At 63.5% G+C, this 16,740-nt stretch carries 18 protein-coding genes and 1 pseudogene; 8 read left to right on the top strand and 11 right to left on the bottom strand.

Annotated features, from left to right (window positions below):
• Positions 1-19: 19 nt before the first annotated feature.
• From infA to Q0139_RS08995, 3 genes and pseudogenes are all read right to left on the bottom strand, one after another.
• Positions 20-238 (bottom strand): translation initiation factor IF-1, encoded by a 219-nt coding sequence (infA, locus tag Q0139_RS09005; protein WP_298020415.1) that lies wholly within the window; start codon positions 236-238, stop codon positions 20-22.
• Positions 239-309: 71 nt separating this feature from the next.
• Complete coding sequence (locus Q0139_RS09000; protein WP_298020412.1) at positions 310-783, bottom strand: UPF0262 family protein; 474 nt, start codon at positions 781-783, stop codon at positions 310-312.
• Positions 780-1,037 (bottom strand): annotated as a pseudogene (locus tag Q0139_RS08995) (histidinol dehydrogenase); the annotation flags it as partial. The pseudogene Q0139_RS08995 and the gene Q0139_RS09000, both read right to left, overlap by 4 nt.
• Between Q0139_RS08995 and Q0139_RS08990 the strand changes: the two are divergent.
• The 3 genes from Q0139_RS08990 to Q0139_RS08980 are packed head-to-tail and all read left to right on the top strand — an operon-like array spanning position 972 to position 3,545.
• Positions 972-1,667, top strand: a complete 696-nt coding sequence (locus Q0139_RS08990) for a DUF58 domain-containing protein (protein WP_298020408.1) — start codon at positions 972-974, stop codon at positions 1,665-1,667. The pseudogene Q0139_RS08995 and the gene Q0139_RS08990 sit on opposite strands and share 66 nt — an antisense overlap.
• The gene (locus Q0139_RS08985) at positions 1,667-2,674 is read left to right on the top strand and encodes a stage II sporulation protein M (RefSeq protein WP_298020405.1); all 1,008 of its coding nucleotides are present in this window, start codon (positions 1,667-1,669) and stop codon (positions 2,672-2,674) included. Before Q0139_RS08990 ends, Q0139_RS08985 begins: the two co-directional genes overlap by 1 nt.
• A gap of 10 nt (positions 2,675-2,684) precedes the next feature.
• Complete coding sequence (locus tag Q0139_RS08980) at positions 2,685-3,545, top strand: RDD family protein (RefSeq protein ID WP_298020402.1); 861 nt, start codon at positions 2,685-2,687, stop codon at positions 3,543-3,545.
• 153 nt (positions 3,546-3,698) lie between these two features.
• Here Q0139_RS08980 and Q0139_RS08975 read toward each other — a convergent pair whose 3' ends face one another.
• Positions 3,699-4,907 (bottom strand): CapA family protein, encoded by a 1,209-nt coding sequence (locus Q0139_RS08975; RefSeq protein ID WP_298020399.1) that lies wholly within the window; start codon positions 4,905-4,907, stop codon positions 3,699-3,701.
• A 458-nt stretch (positions 4,908-5,365) separates the two neighbouring features.
• Between Q0139_RS08975 and Q0139_RS08970 the strand changes: the two genes are divergently transcribed.
• Complete coding sequence (locus Q0139_RS08970) at positions 5,366-5,959, top strand: cell wall hydrolase (protein ID WP_298020396.1); 594 nt, start codon at positions 5,366-5,368, stop codon at positions 5,957-5,959.
• 257 nt (positions 5,960-6,216) lie between these two features.
• On the opposite strand, the gene Q0139_RS08965 is transcribed toward Q0139_RS08970, so the two are convergent.
• From Q0139_RS08965 to Q0139_RS08950, 4 genes are read right to left on the bottom strand one after another with little or no spacing between them, the layout of a single operon-like run.
• A complete protein-coding gene (locus tag Q0139_RS08965; protein ID WP_298020393.1) occupies positions 6,217-6,681 on the bottom strand; it encodes a hypothetical protein in 465 nt (154 codons plus the stop codon).
• Positions 6,682-6,695: 14 nt separating this feature from the next.
• Positions 6,696-8,105, bottom strand: a complete 1,410-nt coding sequence (locus Q0139_RS08960) for an MBOAT family protein (protein WP_298020390.1) — start codon at positions 8,103-8,105, stop codon at positions 6,696-6,698.
• A gap of 9 nt (positions 8,106-8,114) precedes the next feature.
• Positions 8,115-9,344, bottom strand: a complete 1,230-nt coding sequence (locus Q0139_RS08955) for a GDSL-type esterase/lipase family protein (RefSeq protein ID WP_298020387.1) — start codon at positions 9,342-9,344, stop codon at positions 8,115-8,117.
• A gap of 3 nt (positions 9,345-9,347) precedes the next feature.
• Positions 9,348-10,277, bottom strand: coding sequence for a GDSL-type esterase/lipase family protein (locus Q0139_RS08950; protein ID WP_298020384.1), 930 nt, complete (start codon positions 10,275-10,277; stop codon positions 9,348-9,350).
• A 181-nt stretch (positions 10,278-10,458) separates the two neighbouring features.
• On the opposite strand from Q0139_RS08950, the gene Q0139_RS08945 reads away from it, so the two are divergent.
• The gene (locus Q0139_RS08945) at positions 10,459-10,920 is read left to right on the top strand and encodes a hypothetical protein (RefSeq protein WP_298020382.1); all 462 of its coding nucleotides are present in this window, start codon (positions 10,459-10,461) and stop codon (positions 10,918-10,920) included.
• Between the two features lie 15 nt (positions 10,921-10,935).
• Here Q0139_RS08945 and Q0139_RS08940 read toward each other — a convergent pair whose 3' ends face one another.
• The 3 genes from Q0139_RS08940 to Q0139_RS08930 form a co-directional block, all read right to left on the bottom strand.
• Positions 10,936-12,171, bottom strand: a complete 1,236-nt coding sequence (locus Q0139_RS08940; protein ID WP_298020379.1) for a serine hydrolase — start codon at positions 12,169-12,171, stop codon at positions 10,936-10,938.
• 100 nt (positions 12,172-12,271) lie between these two features.
• A complete protein-coding gene (locus Q0139_RS08935; protein ID WP_298020376.1) occupies positions 12,272-13,051 on the bottom strand; it encodes an SDR family NAD(P)-dependent oxidoreductase in 780 nt (259 codons plus the stop codon).
• Between the two features lie 30 nt (positions 13,052-13,081).
• Positions 13,082-14,233, bottom strand: coding sequence for an acyl-CoA dehydrogenase family protein (locus tag Q0139_RS08930; protein ID WP_298020373.1), 1,152 nt, complete (start codon positions 14,231-14,233; stop codon positions 13,082-13,084).
• Positions 14,234-14,850: 617 nt separating this feature from the next.
• Between Q0139_RS08930 and Q0139_RS08925 the strand changes: the two genes are divergently transcribed.
• The 3 genes from Q0139_RS08925 to ung all read left to right on the top strand — a co-directional run.
• Complete coding sequence (locus tag Q0139_RS08925; protein WP_298020370.1) at positions 14,851-15,033, top strand: PspC domain-containing protein; 183 nt, start codon at positions 14,851-14,853, stop codon at positions 15,031-15,033.
• 96 nt (positions 15,034-15,129) lie between these two features.
• Entirely contained in the window at positions 15,130-16,179 is a 1,050-nt protein-coding gene (locus Q0139_RS08920; RefSeq protein WP_298020368.1) for a sodium:calcium antiporter, read from the top strand.
• Positions 16,180-16,183: 4 nt separating this feature from the next.
• The coding region (gene ung, locus Q0139_RS08915; protein ID WP_298020365.1) for a uracil-DNA glycosylase at positions 16,184-16,740 on the top strand (557 nt) is incomplete at its 3' end.

Here is a 16,740-nt window from a genome sequence, read left to right as displayed (position 1 = left end):
CGCCCTGCCCCGGACGAGCTCACTTGAATCGATAGGTGATCCGGCCCTTGGTCAGGTCATACGGCGTCATTTCGACAAGGACCTTGTCGCCGGTCAGGACACGAATGCGGTTCTTGCGCATCTTGCCAGCCGTATGCGCGATGATTTCATGATCGGTCGCCAGCTTCACACGAAACGTGGCGTTCGGCAGCAATTCGACAATTGTGCCCTCAAACTCGATCAGTTCCTCTTTCGCCATTCACTCCTCATGAGACCGCGGAAAACGCGATCTATATAGGCATTCGCTGAGCCACGTCGACTATTAGATCGTCAATTTCGCATGTGGAGGGCGCAAACCAGCGTAAACAGCCGTCGCGCCGTGTCGAAATCGGTCTCCACCTTGCCCGAAAGGCGCTCGATCAGAATTTCGGAGCCCTCATTATGGAGACCACGCCGCCCCATATCGATCGCCTCGATCTGGGCCGGGGTCGAGGACCGGATGGCGTCGTAATAGCTGTCGCAGATCAGGAAGTAGTCCTTGATCAGCCGTCTCAGCGGGGTAAGCGACAACAGGAATTGCCGAACCGGCTCACCATCCTGACGCGTCACGTCGAAGACCAGCCGATTATCAGCCAACGATAGCTTCAGTGCATACGGACCATCCGGCGCATCCACGACGGCGAACCGGTTCTCTTCGAGCAGGTCGAAGATCGCAATCTTCCGCTCATGTTCGGACTCGGCGCTCACCGGCGCCAGGCTGCCCTCGTCAATCTCTACAGAACACAGGCAGGCTGAAGAATTCATGCCTGACCTCGCCGCAAGCTGACAGACAAGGCATGCGCCGGAAGGCCTTCACTGTTTGCCAGCGTCTCGGCGGCATCCGCGATCCGATCGAAACCAGCCGGCCCGATTGACTGCACAGAGGTCCGCTTCATGAAATCCGACGTGGACAAACCTGAGCTGAACCTGGCTGCGCCTGATGTCGGCAGGACATGGTTCGAGCCGGTCACGTAGTCTCCAAGCGCTTCACAGGCCCACTCGCCAAGGAATATCGCACCGAACGCAACAACCATATCGTTTTCGCGCTCGATGCGGGGCGGACGATGTGCGAGCCGATCGACGGGCTGCCGCGGATAGACCGGGCAATCTCGGCGGCGCTGCTGACCGGCTATGTCGCACTGAAGGCCGGCGACCGGGCGAGCCTGTTCGCCTTTGCCGGACGGCCGATGCTCGCGAGCCCCACCGTTTCGGGCGCCAAGGGTTTCGCGACGATCCAGCGCGCCGCCGGCGCCGTCGATTATGGCGCCGAGGAAAGCAATTACACGCTGGCGCTGACATCGCTGTCGAACCAGCTCCATCGCCGCTCGCTGATCGTCGTCTTCACCGACTTCGCCGACCCGACGAGCGCCGAGCTGATGCTGCGCGCGACCGGCAGGATGCTGCAAACGCATCTGGTGTTGTTCGTCATCATGCGCGACGCCGAACTGGCCGATATCGCGCAAGGGCGCCCCGAGGACCCGGCGGACGTTTCGCGCGCGGTGACGGCATCGGCGCTGCTGCGGGAGCGCGCCATCGTCGTCGCCCGGCTTCGGCGGATGGGGGCGCATGTGCTGGAAGCGCCGCACGACCAGATCGGGACGCGGCTCGTCGATCGCTACGTCACGCTCAAGCGGCGGAGCCTGCTCTGATGCGCCGGATCGAAAATCAGGCGATCTTCTCCTCGCGCAATTTCCGCGCCGAACGGGAGGAGGACTGGCAGCGGCTCGAGGCGCTGCTCAAGCGCGCCGAAGGCGGGTCGGTGCGGCGCCTGTCCGACGCGGACCTCGTCGAGCTGCCGGTGCTCTATCGCTCGGCGCTCTCCTCGCTCTCGGTGGCGCGCGAAACGACGCTCGACCAGTCGCTGATCAACTATCTCGAAGGGCTGTGCACGCGCGCCTATTTCTTCGTCTACGGCGTGCGAACCAGCCTTGGCAGCCGATTGGCGAGCTTTTTCGCCCGCGACTGGCCGGCCGCGGTCCGTGGGCTCTGGCTTGAAACGCTGATGTCGTTCGCACTGCTGCTGGCCGGGATCGTGACGGCATATCTGCTGGTGATGAACGACCCGGCATGGTTCGATGCGATCCTGCCCGCCGATCTCGCCAATGGGCGCGACATGTCGGCATCGGCCGAGGATTTGCGCTCCACGCTGTACACGCCCGATCAGGACGCGCTGGCGGTCTTTGCAACCTATCTCTTCACGCACAACGCACAGATTTCGATCTTCGCCTTCGCGCTCGGCTTTGCCTTCGGCGTGCCGACGGCGTTGCTGCTCGTTTACAATGGCGCGGTTGCAGGGGCATTCATCGCGCTGTTCGTCGATCGCGGGCTCGGCTTCGAGATGGGCGGATGGCTGCTGATCCACGGCACGACCGAATTCTTCGCCATCGTCCTCGCCGGCGCCGCGGGCCTGAGGATCGGCACCCGCGTCGTTTTCCCCGGCGCGCAGTCGCGTCTCGCCGCAGCGCGGGAATCGGGGAAAACCGCCGCCTGCGCGATGGTCGGCGTCGTCGTCATGCTGCTCGCCGCCGGTTTGCTCGAGGGGTTCGGGCGGCAGCTGATCACCCACGATCTCACGCGTTACGGCATTGCCGCGACGATGTTCCTGCTGTGGTGCGCCTATTTCTATCTGCCGGGGCTGGTCCGTGGCCAGCGCTGAACCGCCCTGGATGGATCAGAGCGCAGTCCAGCGCACGCTGATCACGCCCGAAGGCGTCGACCTGAGACTCAAACTCGCTACCGCAGGGCAGCGCGCGGGCGCCTTTGCGATCGATTTCGGGCTGCTCATTTTCATCATCATCATCTTCACGCTCCTCGTCGTCTGGGCCGGGGTCGCCGATTTCGGATCCGGCGGAGATGGCGAGGTCGTCACGATTATCTGGCTGCTCGGCTATTTCCTGCTCCGGAATTTCTATTTCATCGTCTTCGAGATGGGCCGGCGATCGGCGACACTGGGCAAACGGATCCTCGGATTGCGGGTTGTCGCGCGCGACGGCGGTCGTTTGACGGCCGATGCGGTGATCGCGCGCAACCTGATGCGCGAAATCGAAATCTACCTGCCCTTGTCCTTTCTGTTCAGTAGCGGGCTGGAAACGAGCGGTGCCGCCGATGGCATCTTGGTCCTCACCGGTTTCCTCTGGTCGCTCGTTTTCCTGCTGTTCCCGCTGTTCAACAAGGATCGGCTGCGTATCGGCGATATCGTAGCGGGTACCTGGGTGCTGCATGCCCCGCGGCGCAAGCTCGAGCACGACCTTGCCTCGTCCGGTCACGAACGGCTCGAACGCTACGATTTCAGCGAAGAGCAACTGGCCGTTTACGGCGAATATGAGCTCAAGACACTCGAACGCGTGCTACGATCGGACAATAACGAGACGCTCGCCGGCGTCGCCAACACGATCCGCGCGAAGATCGGCTGGGAGCATGGCGACGACGATTACGACTTCCTCAACGCCTATTACGCCGCACTCAGCGCGCGGCTCGAACGCGGCATGCTGTTCGGCAACCGGCGGATGAGCAAATATGATGAGTGAGGCGTAGGATTTGTCAGAATTTCGCTAGCGCGAAATCGCCGCACCAGCCCACACCCCTTCCCGACCTCCCATTCCGGATATACTCGTGGGAGGTCGGGAGGGGGTGTGGGCTGGTGCGGCGCTCGACCGACAGGGCGAGCCTGACAAATTCAATTACCAGCTGACGCGCCCGGTCGCATCGACGCGGGTGCCGCTATCGGCCATGTCGCGCGCCGTCAGCTCCGCGACCCGCTGTGCCGCCGCGTTGCTGATATCGGCATAGGGGCCACCGGGCCGGTCCTGCCGCGCCGAGACGATCCGGGCGGACAGCAGTGCGCCCTCGCCATCGACCTCGATATCCGCGATCGGCGCGAGCCCGTTATGGCCGTTGAGGTTGAACCGGCCATAGGTCCAGAAATTGCCGAGACTGTAGGCGATGAAGCGCCCGCGATAGACTTCGACCGCGCGCGGGATATGCGGACCGTGGCAGAAGACGACGTCCGCGCCCGCATCGACGGCGGCATGGGCGAAGCGATAGGGATTGCCGCGATTCTCGCCCAGATAGGTCTCGGTCTCGCGCGTCACCCGGTTATGCGCCGATCCCTCCGCGCCGATATGGCAGGACACCATGACGATATCGGCCATGCTGTCCGCCTCGCGCACCATTTCGGCGACGCGGCTGTAATCCTGCACCATCAGCAGGCCCGGATTGTGTCCGAAGGCAACGAGCGCGACCGTGCGGCCGTCGTCGAGCCGCTGCGTCGCGATCCGCATCCCGCTGACATCGCCGCCCGCGGTCGGGATACCCGCCGCAGTCAGGTTCGCATAGGTTGCCTGGCGGCCCGTTTCGCCGAAATCGCGCGCATGGTTGTTGGCGTTGGACATGATCGTGAAGCCGGCGCGGCGCAGATAGGCGGCATGGAAAACGGGGCTGCGGAAGACATAACAGACCGAGGGGTTGCTGCAGTTCTTCGCATTTTGGCTGCTGGCGTGGATCGTGCCTTCGTAATTGCCGAAGACGACATCGGCCTCATCGAACAAGGCGGTCAGCGCCGGACCGAGCACCGCCTCGGGATCGGCCGAGGGCGTGATGCGCGGGTCCATGCCCGGCTGCGGCCAATCGCTGCCCATCATGATGTCGCCGACACCGATGATGCGATAGCTTGCAGGTTCGGAAGAAGCCGGAACGGTCGCGCGGCTCGCCGCCGGTTCGCCACCCGCACTCTGCACGGATGAGGCGGACGCGGTGGACGCCGCAGAGGGTGCCGTTGCTTCGTGATCGGAATCGCTGACGGGCGTTGCCGATTGCGCAACCGAGCACGAACCGGCGACCATCGCCGCCAGCGGTGCCAGAAGCGCAATTACAGGCCATTTCCCTGCCATTTTCTCTTCGCCCCCCTTAATGGCGCTGGTCGACCCGCGAATCGGTTGCAGGCGGCCATCGTAGCAGACGGCCCCGCGAGTCGACGAGTCGATTCAGCGGCGATCCGAATTCAAAGATCCTTAACCCATGGAACCGATGTTGCAGCGCAACAAATATATGTTTTTCAGATAGTTGGCATTTTGGCCCGTTGAGATTCCTTGTAATTTTATTGCGCAGTTCATCCTGTTGGGTCCTCGGCTCGTCGTAACTTCGTTGCAATGAACGGCGCAAAGGCCAAATGGCCCGCAACCCGGTCAGCGGGCAGCGCCGATTATGCGCGGCCCCCGTACAAGCCGTGGAATGTAAGCGGACCGAAAACAGTAAGAATAATGGCGGTCTCGCCCATTCGGCGCACCCGATGGAGCAATTCATGTCCTTTGGACGCAAAAGAACGATTTTTGCGGCATCCGCCGCTGTGATGACCGCCGCTGCCGCCATTCCGATGGCGACCGGCTTCGCATTCGAGACCAACGATCCGAATGCAACCGAGGCCGATACCGAACTTCTCGCCGAAGCGGGTATCGAGGCCGACACGAATTTCGCCGAATCGACGATCGCGCTGGATATGGCGCCCGAGGCCGAAGAGCCCGAAATCGTCGAGGAAACCGCACCCGAACCGGCCGAGCAGACCGTCGCCGTCAACGACACGATGGATGCCGACCTGGAATGCCTGGTCAAGATCGTCCGTCACGAAGCGGCCAACCAGTCCCGCCAGGGCCAGCTTGCCGTTGCGCAGCTCGTGATGAACCGCGTCAATTCGCCGCGCTTCCCGAATTCGATCTGCGCCGTGGCTCACCAGCGCGGCCAGTTCTTCAACACCCACGCCTACAACCCGCCGCGCGGCGATGCGCGCTGGCAGACGGCGCTGGAAGTGTCGATCGACGCCCGTAACGGCATCAGCGCCCCGGTCGTCGGCAACGCCATCTTTTATCGCGCGGCCTATGGCTATTCGGCGTTTCACGAATCGCGCCCGCGCGTTGCCCAGATCGAAGATCACATCTTCTACAGGTAACCGGTAAGGACCCCCTTCTTACCGGGTCGCAGGGGGCCGTCTTCCGCAAGGGAGGCGGCCCTTTGTGCGTCTGGATCGTCAGAACCTCGCTGACGCGAGGTCGCCGCACCGGCCCTCTCCCCCACCCGACCTCCCATGAGAATACACTGAGTGGGAGGTCGGGTGGGGGTGTGGGCCGGTGCGGCGATTTCCCGATAGGGAAATTCTGACAAACAAAGTCTGGTGCGGCGCTCGACTGTCAGGTCGAGTCTGACAAACTACAACCCGGAAAACCCGGGTTCGCTTGCCTGTTCGTCGTCTTCCGCCGTGGTGGGCGGCGGCGGGGCGATGTCTTCCTCGTTGGCGGTTTCACCGTCATCCCCGCCGAATTCGATCGCGACCAGACCCTGCCACGCCTCGTGCATGGCACGATAGGGACGGTCGAGGCCAAGCGCGCTGGTTCGCTCGTTCCATTGTACTGCCGCTTCGACGACCGGCTGGGTTTCGGCGCTTGGCGTCAGCCCGAACGCCCAACCCTGCAATGCCGACGCATTGAAGATCGCGAGAAACGCCGTCGCCGTCGCGATCGCGATCGCCGCCCAGCGCACGGGATGATCGTCCCCAGCCTCGCCGTCTTCCATGGGCGGCAGATCGACCGGCGAGGTCATCGTCGTCCCGGTCAGCGGCTTGGGTAGCGGCGCCTCTTCCAGCGGGTCGGCCGATTTCGGTTCGGTGTCGGTCATCGCTCTCCTCCCCGTCAGAACTGGTAATAGATGAAGGGTTCGACGCCCTCGGCCCGCATCGCATCGATGATGAGGATCAGCACGCCGGTGCCGAGCCCGACCCAGACCGCCGAAATTCGCCGGAGACGCATCGCATTGTGCTGGATCGCCTGCGGCGGCAGCGCGTGGAGCGCCATGCCGATCACGATCAGTGCCAGCCCCACCGGCGTCAGCATCGTTCCGGCGAAGTCGAGCGCCGCGATGCCGGCCAGATAGGTCGAAGCATCGTCGAACGTAGCGCTGCGGAAGAAGATCCAGGCGAAGGTGACGATGTGGAAGGTGACAAGGATACCCGCCCATCGCGGCAGCTTCGGTGCGCTCTCCGGACGGTGTTGCCACCACATCCGTTCGGCCGCGAGCACGCCGCCATGAATCGCGCCCCATATGACGAAGTTCCAGCTCGCGCCATGCCAGAGGCCGCCGAGCAGCATGGTCATCGTGAGGGCGAAATAAAGCCGGATCTGGCCGTGGCGCGACCCGCCGAGCGAAATGTAGAGATAGTCGCGCAGCCAGCTCGACAGCGAGATATGCCAGCGCCGCCAGAAATCCTGCAGCGTCGAGGCGCGATAGGGCTGGTTGAAATTGTGCGGGAAGCGATAGCCGAGCAGCGCCGCAAGCCCGATCGCCATGTCGCTATAGGCCGAGAAATCGCAATAGATCTGCACGGCGTAGCCATAGGCCGCGAGCACGAGATCGAGGCTGGTATGCGCGCTCGGATCGAAGAACACCGGATCGACGAAATCGGTGGCGAGATAGGAGGCGATGATCGTCTTCTTGAACAGGCCCCAGACGATCAGCAGCAACCCCATCGCCATCACGCCGCGATCGATCTTCGGCACTTTCTCGAACTGCGGGATCAGGTGCGATGCGCGCACGATCGGGCCGGCGACGAGGTGCGGGAAGAAGCTCATGAGCAGCACCATGTCGAGCAATCGCGCCGGCTCGGTCTGCCGCCGGTAGATGTCGATCAGGTAGCTCATCCCCTGGAAGGTGAAGAAGCTGATGCCGACGGGCAGCACGACCTGCATGATGTAGAGATCGCGTTCCCAGCCCAACCCCGTCAGCAGCGCCGCGAACTGCTCCATGAAGAAGCCGTAATATTTGAACCAGCCGAGGATGCATAGGTTCGCGATGACGCCGAGTATGAGCGTCAGCTTCCGCTTGCGCGCATCGTCCTCGAAATAGAGGATCAGCCGCGCCGCGCCCCAGTTTAGGAAGCCCGACACGATCAGCAGCGCGACGAAGCGCCAGTCCCACGCGCCGTAGAAGATCCAGCTCGCGATCAGCAGCAGGATCTTGCGCCATTCATTCTCGTTGCGGAGCAGCCACGCGCCGGTGAAGACGGCGAGGAAGAACAGCCCGAAGGTCAGCGTTGGAAAGAGCAAGAGCCGGTCCTAGCCCCGATGGTTCGCGGCGGCCCTTTCGAGGTCGTCGAACAGCATTCGCCCGATCCTCGCGCCCCCACGCTGGTTGAAATGTACCCGGTCGCCGCGCATCAGATCGTCGTTGCGCCAGCGATCGGCCGAACAGCGACCGCCCATCGCCTCGTTCCAGTCCCAGAAAGCAAGACCCATTTCGCGCGCCACGCGGCGCTGGCGCGAACGGATCTCGCCGAGAAGCGTCGGCGTGTACCAGCCGGTACCGCAGCTTTGCGGCGAACCGAAATTGTCGGCGAGCGCGGTGCTCTGCGTCTGCGCGTCGGGTGCGCCGATGATCAGGATCGGCACGTCGCGCCCGGCGAGCCGGCGGATACGGTTGACCTGGTTGCGCAGGTCCGCCTCGAACTCCGACGGGGTCAGGCTTTGCGAAAAGCCCTCATTCGTGCCGAAGGCGATGGCGATCAGGTCGGGGCGATATTCCGTCAGTTCGGCACGGACGACTTCGTCGCTGTTGCGGTTGAAATGGACGAGCTGCGATCCACTGACGCCGACATTGGAGAGCACCACGCCCCCTTGCTGCCGCATCGTCGCAAAGGAGGTGATCGTCACGATGCGATCATCGAGCGTCGTCAGCGAGGCGCCGAGCTGCGGATAAGGGGTGTCGACCGTCTTGCATTCGGTATGCCGCTGCGGCGCATCGAAATCCATTTCCTCGGTCGTGAAACCCAGCCGCAGCGAAACCGACCCGGCGCCCGGCTCGGCGATCCCGCACACGATGATCCGGTCGAAGCTCTGGTCCGGCGTGTCCGCGCTGATCCCCATCGATTCGCCGGTGTTGCGCGCCGTCTGGCTGAAGCCGGACAGGCCGACAGGGCGGCCATAATTGGCATAGGCCCGGCCGAAAATGCCGTTCACTTCCCAGCCGTCGGTCTGCGAAGCGGTCACGCCCCAGGTCAGATAGCCGCCATAGGGCCGCCCCGCCGCGAGCACGCCGCGACCGCCATGGCCGTAACGCTGGCGCAGCGCCTCGCGCCAGCCATTGGTGATCATGTCGCCGGCGGTGTGGCTGTCGCCGATCTGGAGGATATGGACCGGACGGCCGCTATCGCGCCGGCTTTGCGCCAGCCGGTCGAAGAACGGATCGAGATTGTTGGCGAAGCAGAGCCGCCCGTCACAGCCATTCTGCGCCGCAGCGGGCGCGGCGACGGCCGCAAGCAGCAGAAGAAAAAACGTACGCAACTTCATCGGTTAGCCTTCATTTCTTCCATCGCTTCGCGCCCGCCCGGCCTGCCGCCGGTCGGCTTCGCGGCGCGCTTCGGCACGCGCGGTTTCGACATAGTCCGTGATTCGGGCTTCGAGATCGCGGATCAGGAAGCTGTAACCGATCCCCGTCATGTGGATGCCGTCGCCGGCGCGGATCAGCGTCCGGTCGCCGGTATCGGGGTTGGGCATATAGGCCGTGTAATTGCCCTCATCATCGACACTCTCGCTCACCGTTTCGAAATAGGGCACGCCGAGTTCGCGCATCTTGTTTTCGTAGAACGCATTCATTTGCCGGATCTGCGCATCGAAGGCCGGGCGCTGCATGCGCGGCAGGCCGACCCAGTAGACGATCGCGCCATGATCGCGCAGCGTCTGGACCACCTGTTCCACCCGGTCGCCGACGACCTCCTGCCATTGCTCGGACATATATTCGGTCGCCGTGCCGTCCGCCCACAGGCCGTCGGTGTCGTTGGCACCGAAGGAGATGACGGCGATGTCGATCGGCTGTTCGGCGATTTTCTCGCGCACATCTTCGAGCACATTGAGCGTGCGATAGCGGGTGAAACCGGTCGATTGCTGGGCGAAACGATGGACGACGAAATCGTCATTGCTGCGGAAATCGCGATAGAGTGCGCCCCAGAGCCCGTCGCCGAAGCTGTCGCCGAACACGCCGATATGAACGGGATCGCCCTCGGCGAGCGATGTCATCAGGCGATCATTATAGGGAGCGGCGCATTCGCCGGCGGGAGCGGCTTCATCGGCTTCCTCATCGGAGGTGATGATCACCGGGTCCGGCGCATTGGCCACCGCCTCGCTGCCCCCGCCGCCCACAAAGGCCAGTCCGACGACCATGCCCACGGCCACACCGATGAAAAGAACAAGCGTGCGATCGAGCACGGCGATGATCCGGTCCATTTTGCCCTCCGTCTGGGCCGCGTTCTTGTCCAATGCCGCAAGCATTGGCAAGCCTCGTGCCCCCAATGCTGCGGCGAAGCGACCATGGCGCAGCGCAAATGAACGGGAGCCGACCCGATCGGCCATGGCGCGGCAAGGAATATCATCTATGAAGGAAGGCGGGCGCAAGGGAGGTACGGAAATGAAGAAATGGACCTGGGGTTTGGCTGCCGCAGCATCGATATCGTCCACCGCCGTTTCGGCGCAGACGGATCATGGCCCGCGCGATTGCCTCGATGCGAGCATTTCGCTCAACGCGCTCTGGATCGGCGAAAATGGCGAGGGCGTTCGCAGCTTCTACAACGGCATGGTCACGGTGCTCAGGCTCGACACCGAAGAACCGGCCGCGGCCTCGGCGGGCCTGGCAATCCTGATGCCGAGCGGCGACGGCAGCGAGGAGCCGATCTTCACCGCCTGCCACGTCTTTCTCTATTATGGCTCGATCGATTTCGACGGCATGGAATCGAGCTACGATCCCGCGCGCGGGCTGACGCTGACCGTCCCGGCCTATGAAGCCAATCTCGAAACCGGCGGGCGGGGAACGCCGAACCCGATCCGGGTGCTGATCAACGCCGGCGCCGGAACGCTGTCGGTTATCGACTAGAAGAACCGCCCCAAGTCAGCGCACCCAGGCCCCGCTTTCGTTCGACCGGTAGCCGAGCGCGCGATAGGCCGCGTCGATCAGGCTCTGGCCGCGATCGTTCAGCAGCAGCCCCTGCCCCATCCGGTTCATCGTGTAGCTGAAGGCGAGATTGCATTCGGGATCGGCGAACCCGATCGATCCGCCCGCGCCGACATGGCCGAAGGCGCGTTCGCCGATCAGTGCCGTCATCTGCTTGCCGCCGGGATAGGCGCGATTGTCCATCGATTTCATAAAGCCGGAAGCGAACCGCGTACCGCACAGCAGCGTCATATTTACCGACGTCGCGACCGAACAACGCTCCATATGCGCGATCCGTTCTTCCGACACGATCCGCACGCCCTTATGCTCACCGCCATTGGCGAGCGGTGTGTACATCGCGACCTGGCCACGGGCGTTGGAGATACCGCCCGCCCCGCCGATCTCGGCCTTGTGACCTTTGGGATCGTTCATGTCCCAGCCGCCGCTGTTGAGGAAGCTCAGCGCCTGGATCGATTGCGGATCGGTCAGTAGCTTCTGCGTGAACGCCGTCATTTCCATGTCGGGCGAAGGCTGAAACGGGATGATCGGCGCAACCGGGTGCGCGAAATCGACCGGCACGCCGAGCCAGAAATCGGCGCCGAGCGGGCCCGCCAATTCGTCCCGGAAAAAGCTGCCCAGCGATTTGCCCGAAACGCGGCGGACGAGTTCGCCGACCGTCCAGCCGAAGCTCACCATGTGATAGCCGCTCGACGTGCCCGGCACCCAATGCGCTTCCTCCTCTTCGATCCGCTTCACCATATAGTCCCAGTCGAGATAGCCGCCGGGCTTGATCGGATCGCGAAAGGCCGGGACGGCGCTTTCATGGTTGAGCATCATCTGGACGGTGGTGCCCTCTTTCCCCTTCTGCGCGAATTCGGGCCAATAGTCGGAGACGGGCGCCGCCAGCTTCAGCTCGCCGCGATCGATAAGGATGTGGGCGCAGAGAGCGGTAGCAGCCTTGCTGCACGAGAAGACGATCGAAACGGTATCCTCCTCCCACGCCTGGTCATGGGTCGGGTCGGCTTGGCCGCCCCAGAGATCGACCATCGTCTCGCCCCCGACGCTGAGGCAGACCGAAGCGCCGACCTCGCCACGTTCGGCAAAATTGCGTTCGAATTCCTCGCGGAGTTCAGCGAATTTCGCGTCGCAGGTACCTTCAACTGCCATCGTGATTTCCTCTCCATCTTTCGTCATGCTGAACTTGTTTCAGCATCCACTTCTCGATCCGCATAGTTCGTCCCCGGCGGAGGGGTGGATCCTGAAACAAGTTCAGGGTGGCGATTTCGCGTAATTTCTACCGGCTTCCCTGCCCGTCATCGAGCTTGATGATCGTGCCCGTCACGCAACTCGAACTCGGCGCACACAGATAGAGCAGCGTCGAATCCAGCTCTTCTGTCTCGATGATCTTCTTGCGCGGGAAGTGGCTCGTGAAATCACCCATCCGCTCCAGCATCCCGTCCGACATTTCCGATCGGACGAGGCCGGGGGCGATGCCGTTTACGTTGATGTTGAAGCGCGACCATTCGACCGCGAGCGCCTCGGTGAGCCGGACCATCCCCGCCTTGGTGATCGAATAGAGCGCGGCGGCACTCCCGGGGGTGTAGTTATACGCCGCAACGCTGGCGATGTTGACCATACGCCCGGGCGTCTTCGCGTCGATCAGACGGCGGGCGACCTCGCAGGAGAGCACATAGGGCCCACGCAAATTGGTGTCGAAGACGCGGTCAATGAGGTCGAGCGGCATCTTCGTCGCGCGCTGGGCATCGGGAATGCCGGCATTGTTGACGAGGATCGTGACGAGCCCCAGCCCGTCTTCGGCCGTCTGCACCATGTCGATGATCGATTGGCTGTCGGTCATGTCGGCGGTGATCGGCAGCGCCTTGCCGCCGTCATCGGCGATGACATTCGCCAGCTCCTCGAGCCGCTCGGTCCGGCGCCCGGCGATCGCCACCTTCGCCCCCGCCGCCGCGAGCACCCGGGCGAAGCGCCAGCCCAGACCCGATGTTGCGCCGGTGACGAGCGCCACCTCGCCGGTCAGGTCGTGGGAGACGTTCGGCAGCGAAAAATCGGTCATCTGGGCATCCTCGAATTGTAGTGTTCTGAATCAATAGGAGCGCGGCAGGCCGAGAACATGCTCGGCGATGTAACTCAGGATCAGGTTCGTCGAGATCGGTGCCACCTGATAGAGCCGCGTCTCGCGGAACTTGCGCTCTACGTCATATTCAGCCGCGAAGCCGAAGCCGCCAAACGTCTGGACGCAGGCCTCGCCCGCCGCCCAGCTCGCCTCGGCCGCGAGCATCTTCGCCATATTCGCTTCGGCCCCCGCATTCTCGCCACTCTCATATTTCGCCAGCGCGTCGTGGACCATCAGCTCGGCGGCGCGCATCTGCGCATAGGCGCGCGCGATCGGGAACTGGATGCCCTGGTTCTGGCCGATCGGCCGCCCGAAAACCTCGCGATCGCCGGCATAGGCCGTCGCCTTTTCGAGAAACCATTTCGCATCGCCGATGCATTCTGCGCCGATCAGGATGCGCTCGGCGTTCATGCCGGAGAGGATGTAGCGAAACCCCCTCCCCTCCTCACCGATCAACGCGCTCGCCGGGACGCGCATGTCGTCGAAGAAAACCTCGGTCGTCGAATGGTTCATCATCGTGTCGATCGGCCGGATCGAGAGCCCGTTACCGAGAACCTCACGCATGTCGACGAGGAAAACCGACAGGCCGTCGGTGCGCTTTTCGACCTGATCGCGCGGCGTCGTGCGGGCGAGAAGGAGCATCAGGTCCGAATGTTCGGCGCGGCTGGTCCAGATCTTCTGGCCGTTGACGACATAGTTGTCGCCGTCGCGCCTGGCCTGCGTTTTCAGCGACAGAGTATCGGTGCCGCTCGTCGGTTCGGTCACGCCGAAGGCCTGGAGCCGCAGTTCGCCGGTCGCGATCTTGGGGAGATATTGCTGCTTCTGCTCCTCCGACCCGTGGCGGAGCAGCGTGCCCATGATGTACATCTGTGCATGGCAGGCGCCGCCATTGCAGCCCTGCAGCTGGATTTCCTCGAGGATCGCCGCCGCACCCGATAGCGGCAGGCCGGCCCCGCCATATTCTTCGGGGATCAGCGCGGCGAGATAGCCCGCCTTGGTCAGCGCATCGACGAACTCTCCCGGATATTCGCGCGCCTTGTCTTTCTGCTGCCAATAGGTGCCCGGAAATTCGGCGCAGAGCTTCGCGACCTCCTCCCGGATCGCGCTGAAATCATCGGTCATTGATATCCTTCCCTTAACGGAAAGCCATCGCACCGCGCCTCGCCGAATGTCCAGCGGGAATTGCCGCAAAGCGGAGACCATAAGCCAATCCCGGCTGTTGGGAAAAATCGCCAACTGTTGGTCAGCGTCCACAGCGAAAATCGCGAAACAAAATTGCGCTATGTTCGCAAGATACTGTTCTTACTCTATTTTTGAAAACTGGCACACCCCCTGCATAGTATCGGGCAACCCACGGAATGGTCCGGGGCCAAGGTTCAGGAAGGAATACCAAATGTTCAATTCGATCGCAGATTTCCGCAATCAGGCCGTTGCCGCCATCGCCGCCCTCGTCGTCAGCGCCGTGTTCGTTTCGGCAGCCATCGGCCCGGTCGTTCCCCTCGCCTAAGAGGCAGGGGAACACCGCCAAACAGTTCGACCCGAAGATCCAGGAAGGAATATCAAAATGTTCAATTCGATCGCCCAATACCGCCAGCAGGCTTTCGCCGCCGTCGCCGCCCTGCTCGTCAGCGCCGCGTTCGTCTCCGCAGCCATCGGCCCGGTCGTTCCCCTCGCCTAATCAGGCAGGGGAACACCACCACCCCAATTCCCACCACAAGTTTCAACAGGAGCCCTTTACGATGACCCGCAGTTTCACCCTCGACCGCCCCAATGCCAAGCTGATGGGCGTGTGCGCCGGGTTCGCCCGCTGGACCGGGTGGAACGTGCTGGCGGTCCGTCTCGGCCTCTGTGCGCTGACGCTCTTCGCGCTCGGCCCCCTCGCCATCCTCGCCTACATCCTCATCGGTTGGGCCGCGAGCTAAGGGCACCAGCCCCGCCCTTCCTCTCTTCGCAGCTCGCTTGCCCACAGGCCGCGCCCGATCCCTCCGGGCGCGGCCTTTCCTTTGTGCGATAAGGGGATGTGGAGTCGTCCCGTCCCTGATCTGGCCGCCCTCGACCCGAGCGCGACGCTGCTCGTCTTCGGCGGCGCCGTGCTGCTTATTGCACTGCTCGGCGCGCGTATGGCCAACCTCGCCGATGTGATCGCCGACCGTACGGGGTTGGGCGAGGCGCTGGTGGGTGCGGTGCTGCTCGGCGCGGGCACGTCGATCGCCGGCATCGTCACTTCGGTCTCGACCGCGTCGACAGGCCATCCGGCGCTCAGCGTTTCGAACGCCATCGGTGGGATCGCCGCACAGACCGCCTTCCTCGCCATTGCCGACATCTTCTACCGCCGCGTGAACCTTGAACATGCAGCCGCCTCGGCGGTGAACCTGACGCAGGCGACCGTGTTGATCGGAATGATGGCGGTACCGCTGATCGCCTGGGCGGGGCCGGACTACAGCCTGTTCGGCGTCCATCCGGCGACCCCTATTCTCGTCGGCGTCTATCTGATCGGGCTGCACAATGCGCACCGCCAGCACGAACGCCCGATGTGGCAGCCGCTCCGGACCGACCAGACGCGGAAGGACGAACCCGATGACACGTCGCAATATGGATCGAGCTGGCGGGTCGGCGGTCAGTTCGCCGCGCTGGTGATCGCCGTCGGTCTTTGCGGCTATGTCGTCGGCGAGACCGGGATCGCCATTGCCGGCGATTACGGCATCAGCGAGAGCGTTGTCGGTGGGCTGCTGACGGCGGTCGCCACATCGCTGCCCGAGCTCGTGACGACGATCGCCGCCGTCCGCGTCGGCGCGCCGCAGCTCGCCATCGGCGGGATCATCGGCGGCAATATGTTCGACGCGCTTTTCATCACCGCATCCGACGTCGCCTATCGCAACGGTTCGATCTATCACGCGATCAGCGAGCGCGAGATTTTCTGGTACGGCCTCACCATCGTGATGACGGCGGTGCTGCTGACCGGCATGCTCCGGCGCGAGCGGCAGGGGCCGGCGGGGATCGGCTGGGAATCGACGTTGCTGCTCGGTCTCTATACCGGCGGCGCGGCGCTGCAGATCAGCATGGGATAGGCCGATGAGCGACGCGATCACATTGCACCAAAGCTGGAAGACGCCGCTGCTGCCCGAGTTCGAGGCGGAGTATATGCAGCGGCTGCGCGCGTTTCTCATGGCCGAGCGAGCCAAGGACAAGCGCATCTTCCCGCCCGCGAAACTGTGGTTTCATGCGCTCGATACGACGCCGCTCGACACCGTCCGCGTCGTGATCCTGGGGCAGGACCCCTATCACGGGCCGGGCCAGGCGCACGGGCTCTGCTTCAGCGTCCGCCCCGGCGTCCCGCCGCCGCCGAGCCTCGTCAACATCTACAAGGAGCTGGAGACCGACATCGGCATCCCCCGGCCCGGTCACGGCCATCTGGAACATTGGGCGCGGCAGGGCGTACTCCTCCTCAACAGTGTGCTGACCGTCGTACAGCACCAGGCGGCGAGCCATCGCGGCAAGGGCTGGGAACAGTTCACCGATGCGATCGTACGGCTGGTGGCTGAAAGGCAAGAACCCGTCGTCTTCATCCTCTGGGGCAGCTACGCGCAGAAGAAGGCGGCCTTCGTCCAGAGCGCCGAACAGGGCGGAAG

This window comes from uncultured Parasphingopyxis sp., assembly GCF_937129435.1.
Taxonomy (GTDB): domain Bacteria; phylum Pseudomonadota; class Alphaproteobacteria; order Sphingomonadales; family Sphingomonadaceae; genus Parasphingopyxis.
The sequence above is the reverse complement of the archived record's forward strand: the minus strand, read 5'-3'. Positions and strand labels throughout refer to the sequence as shown.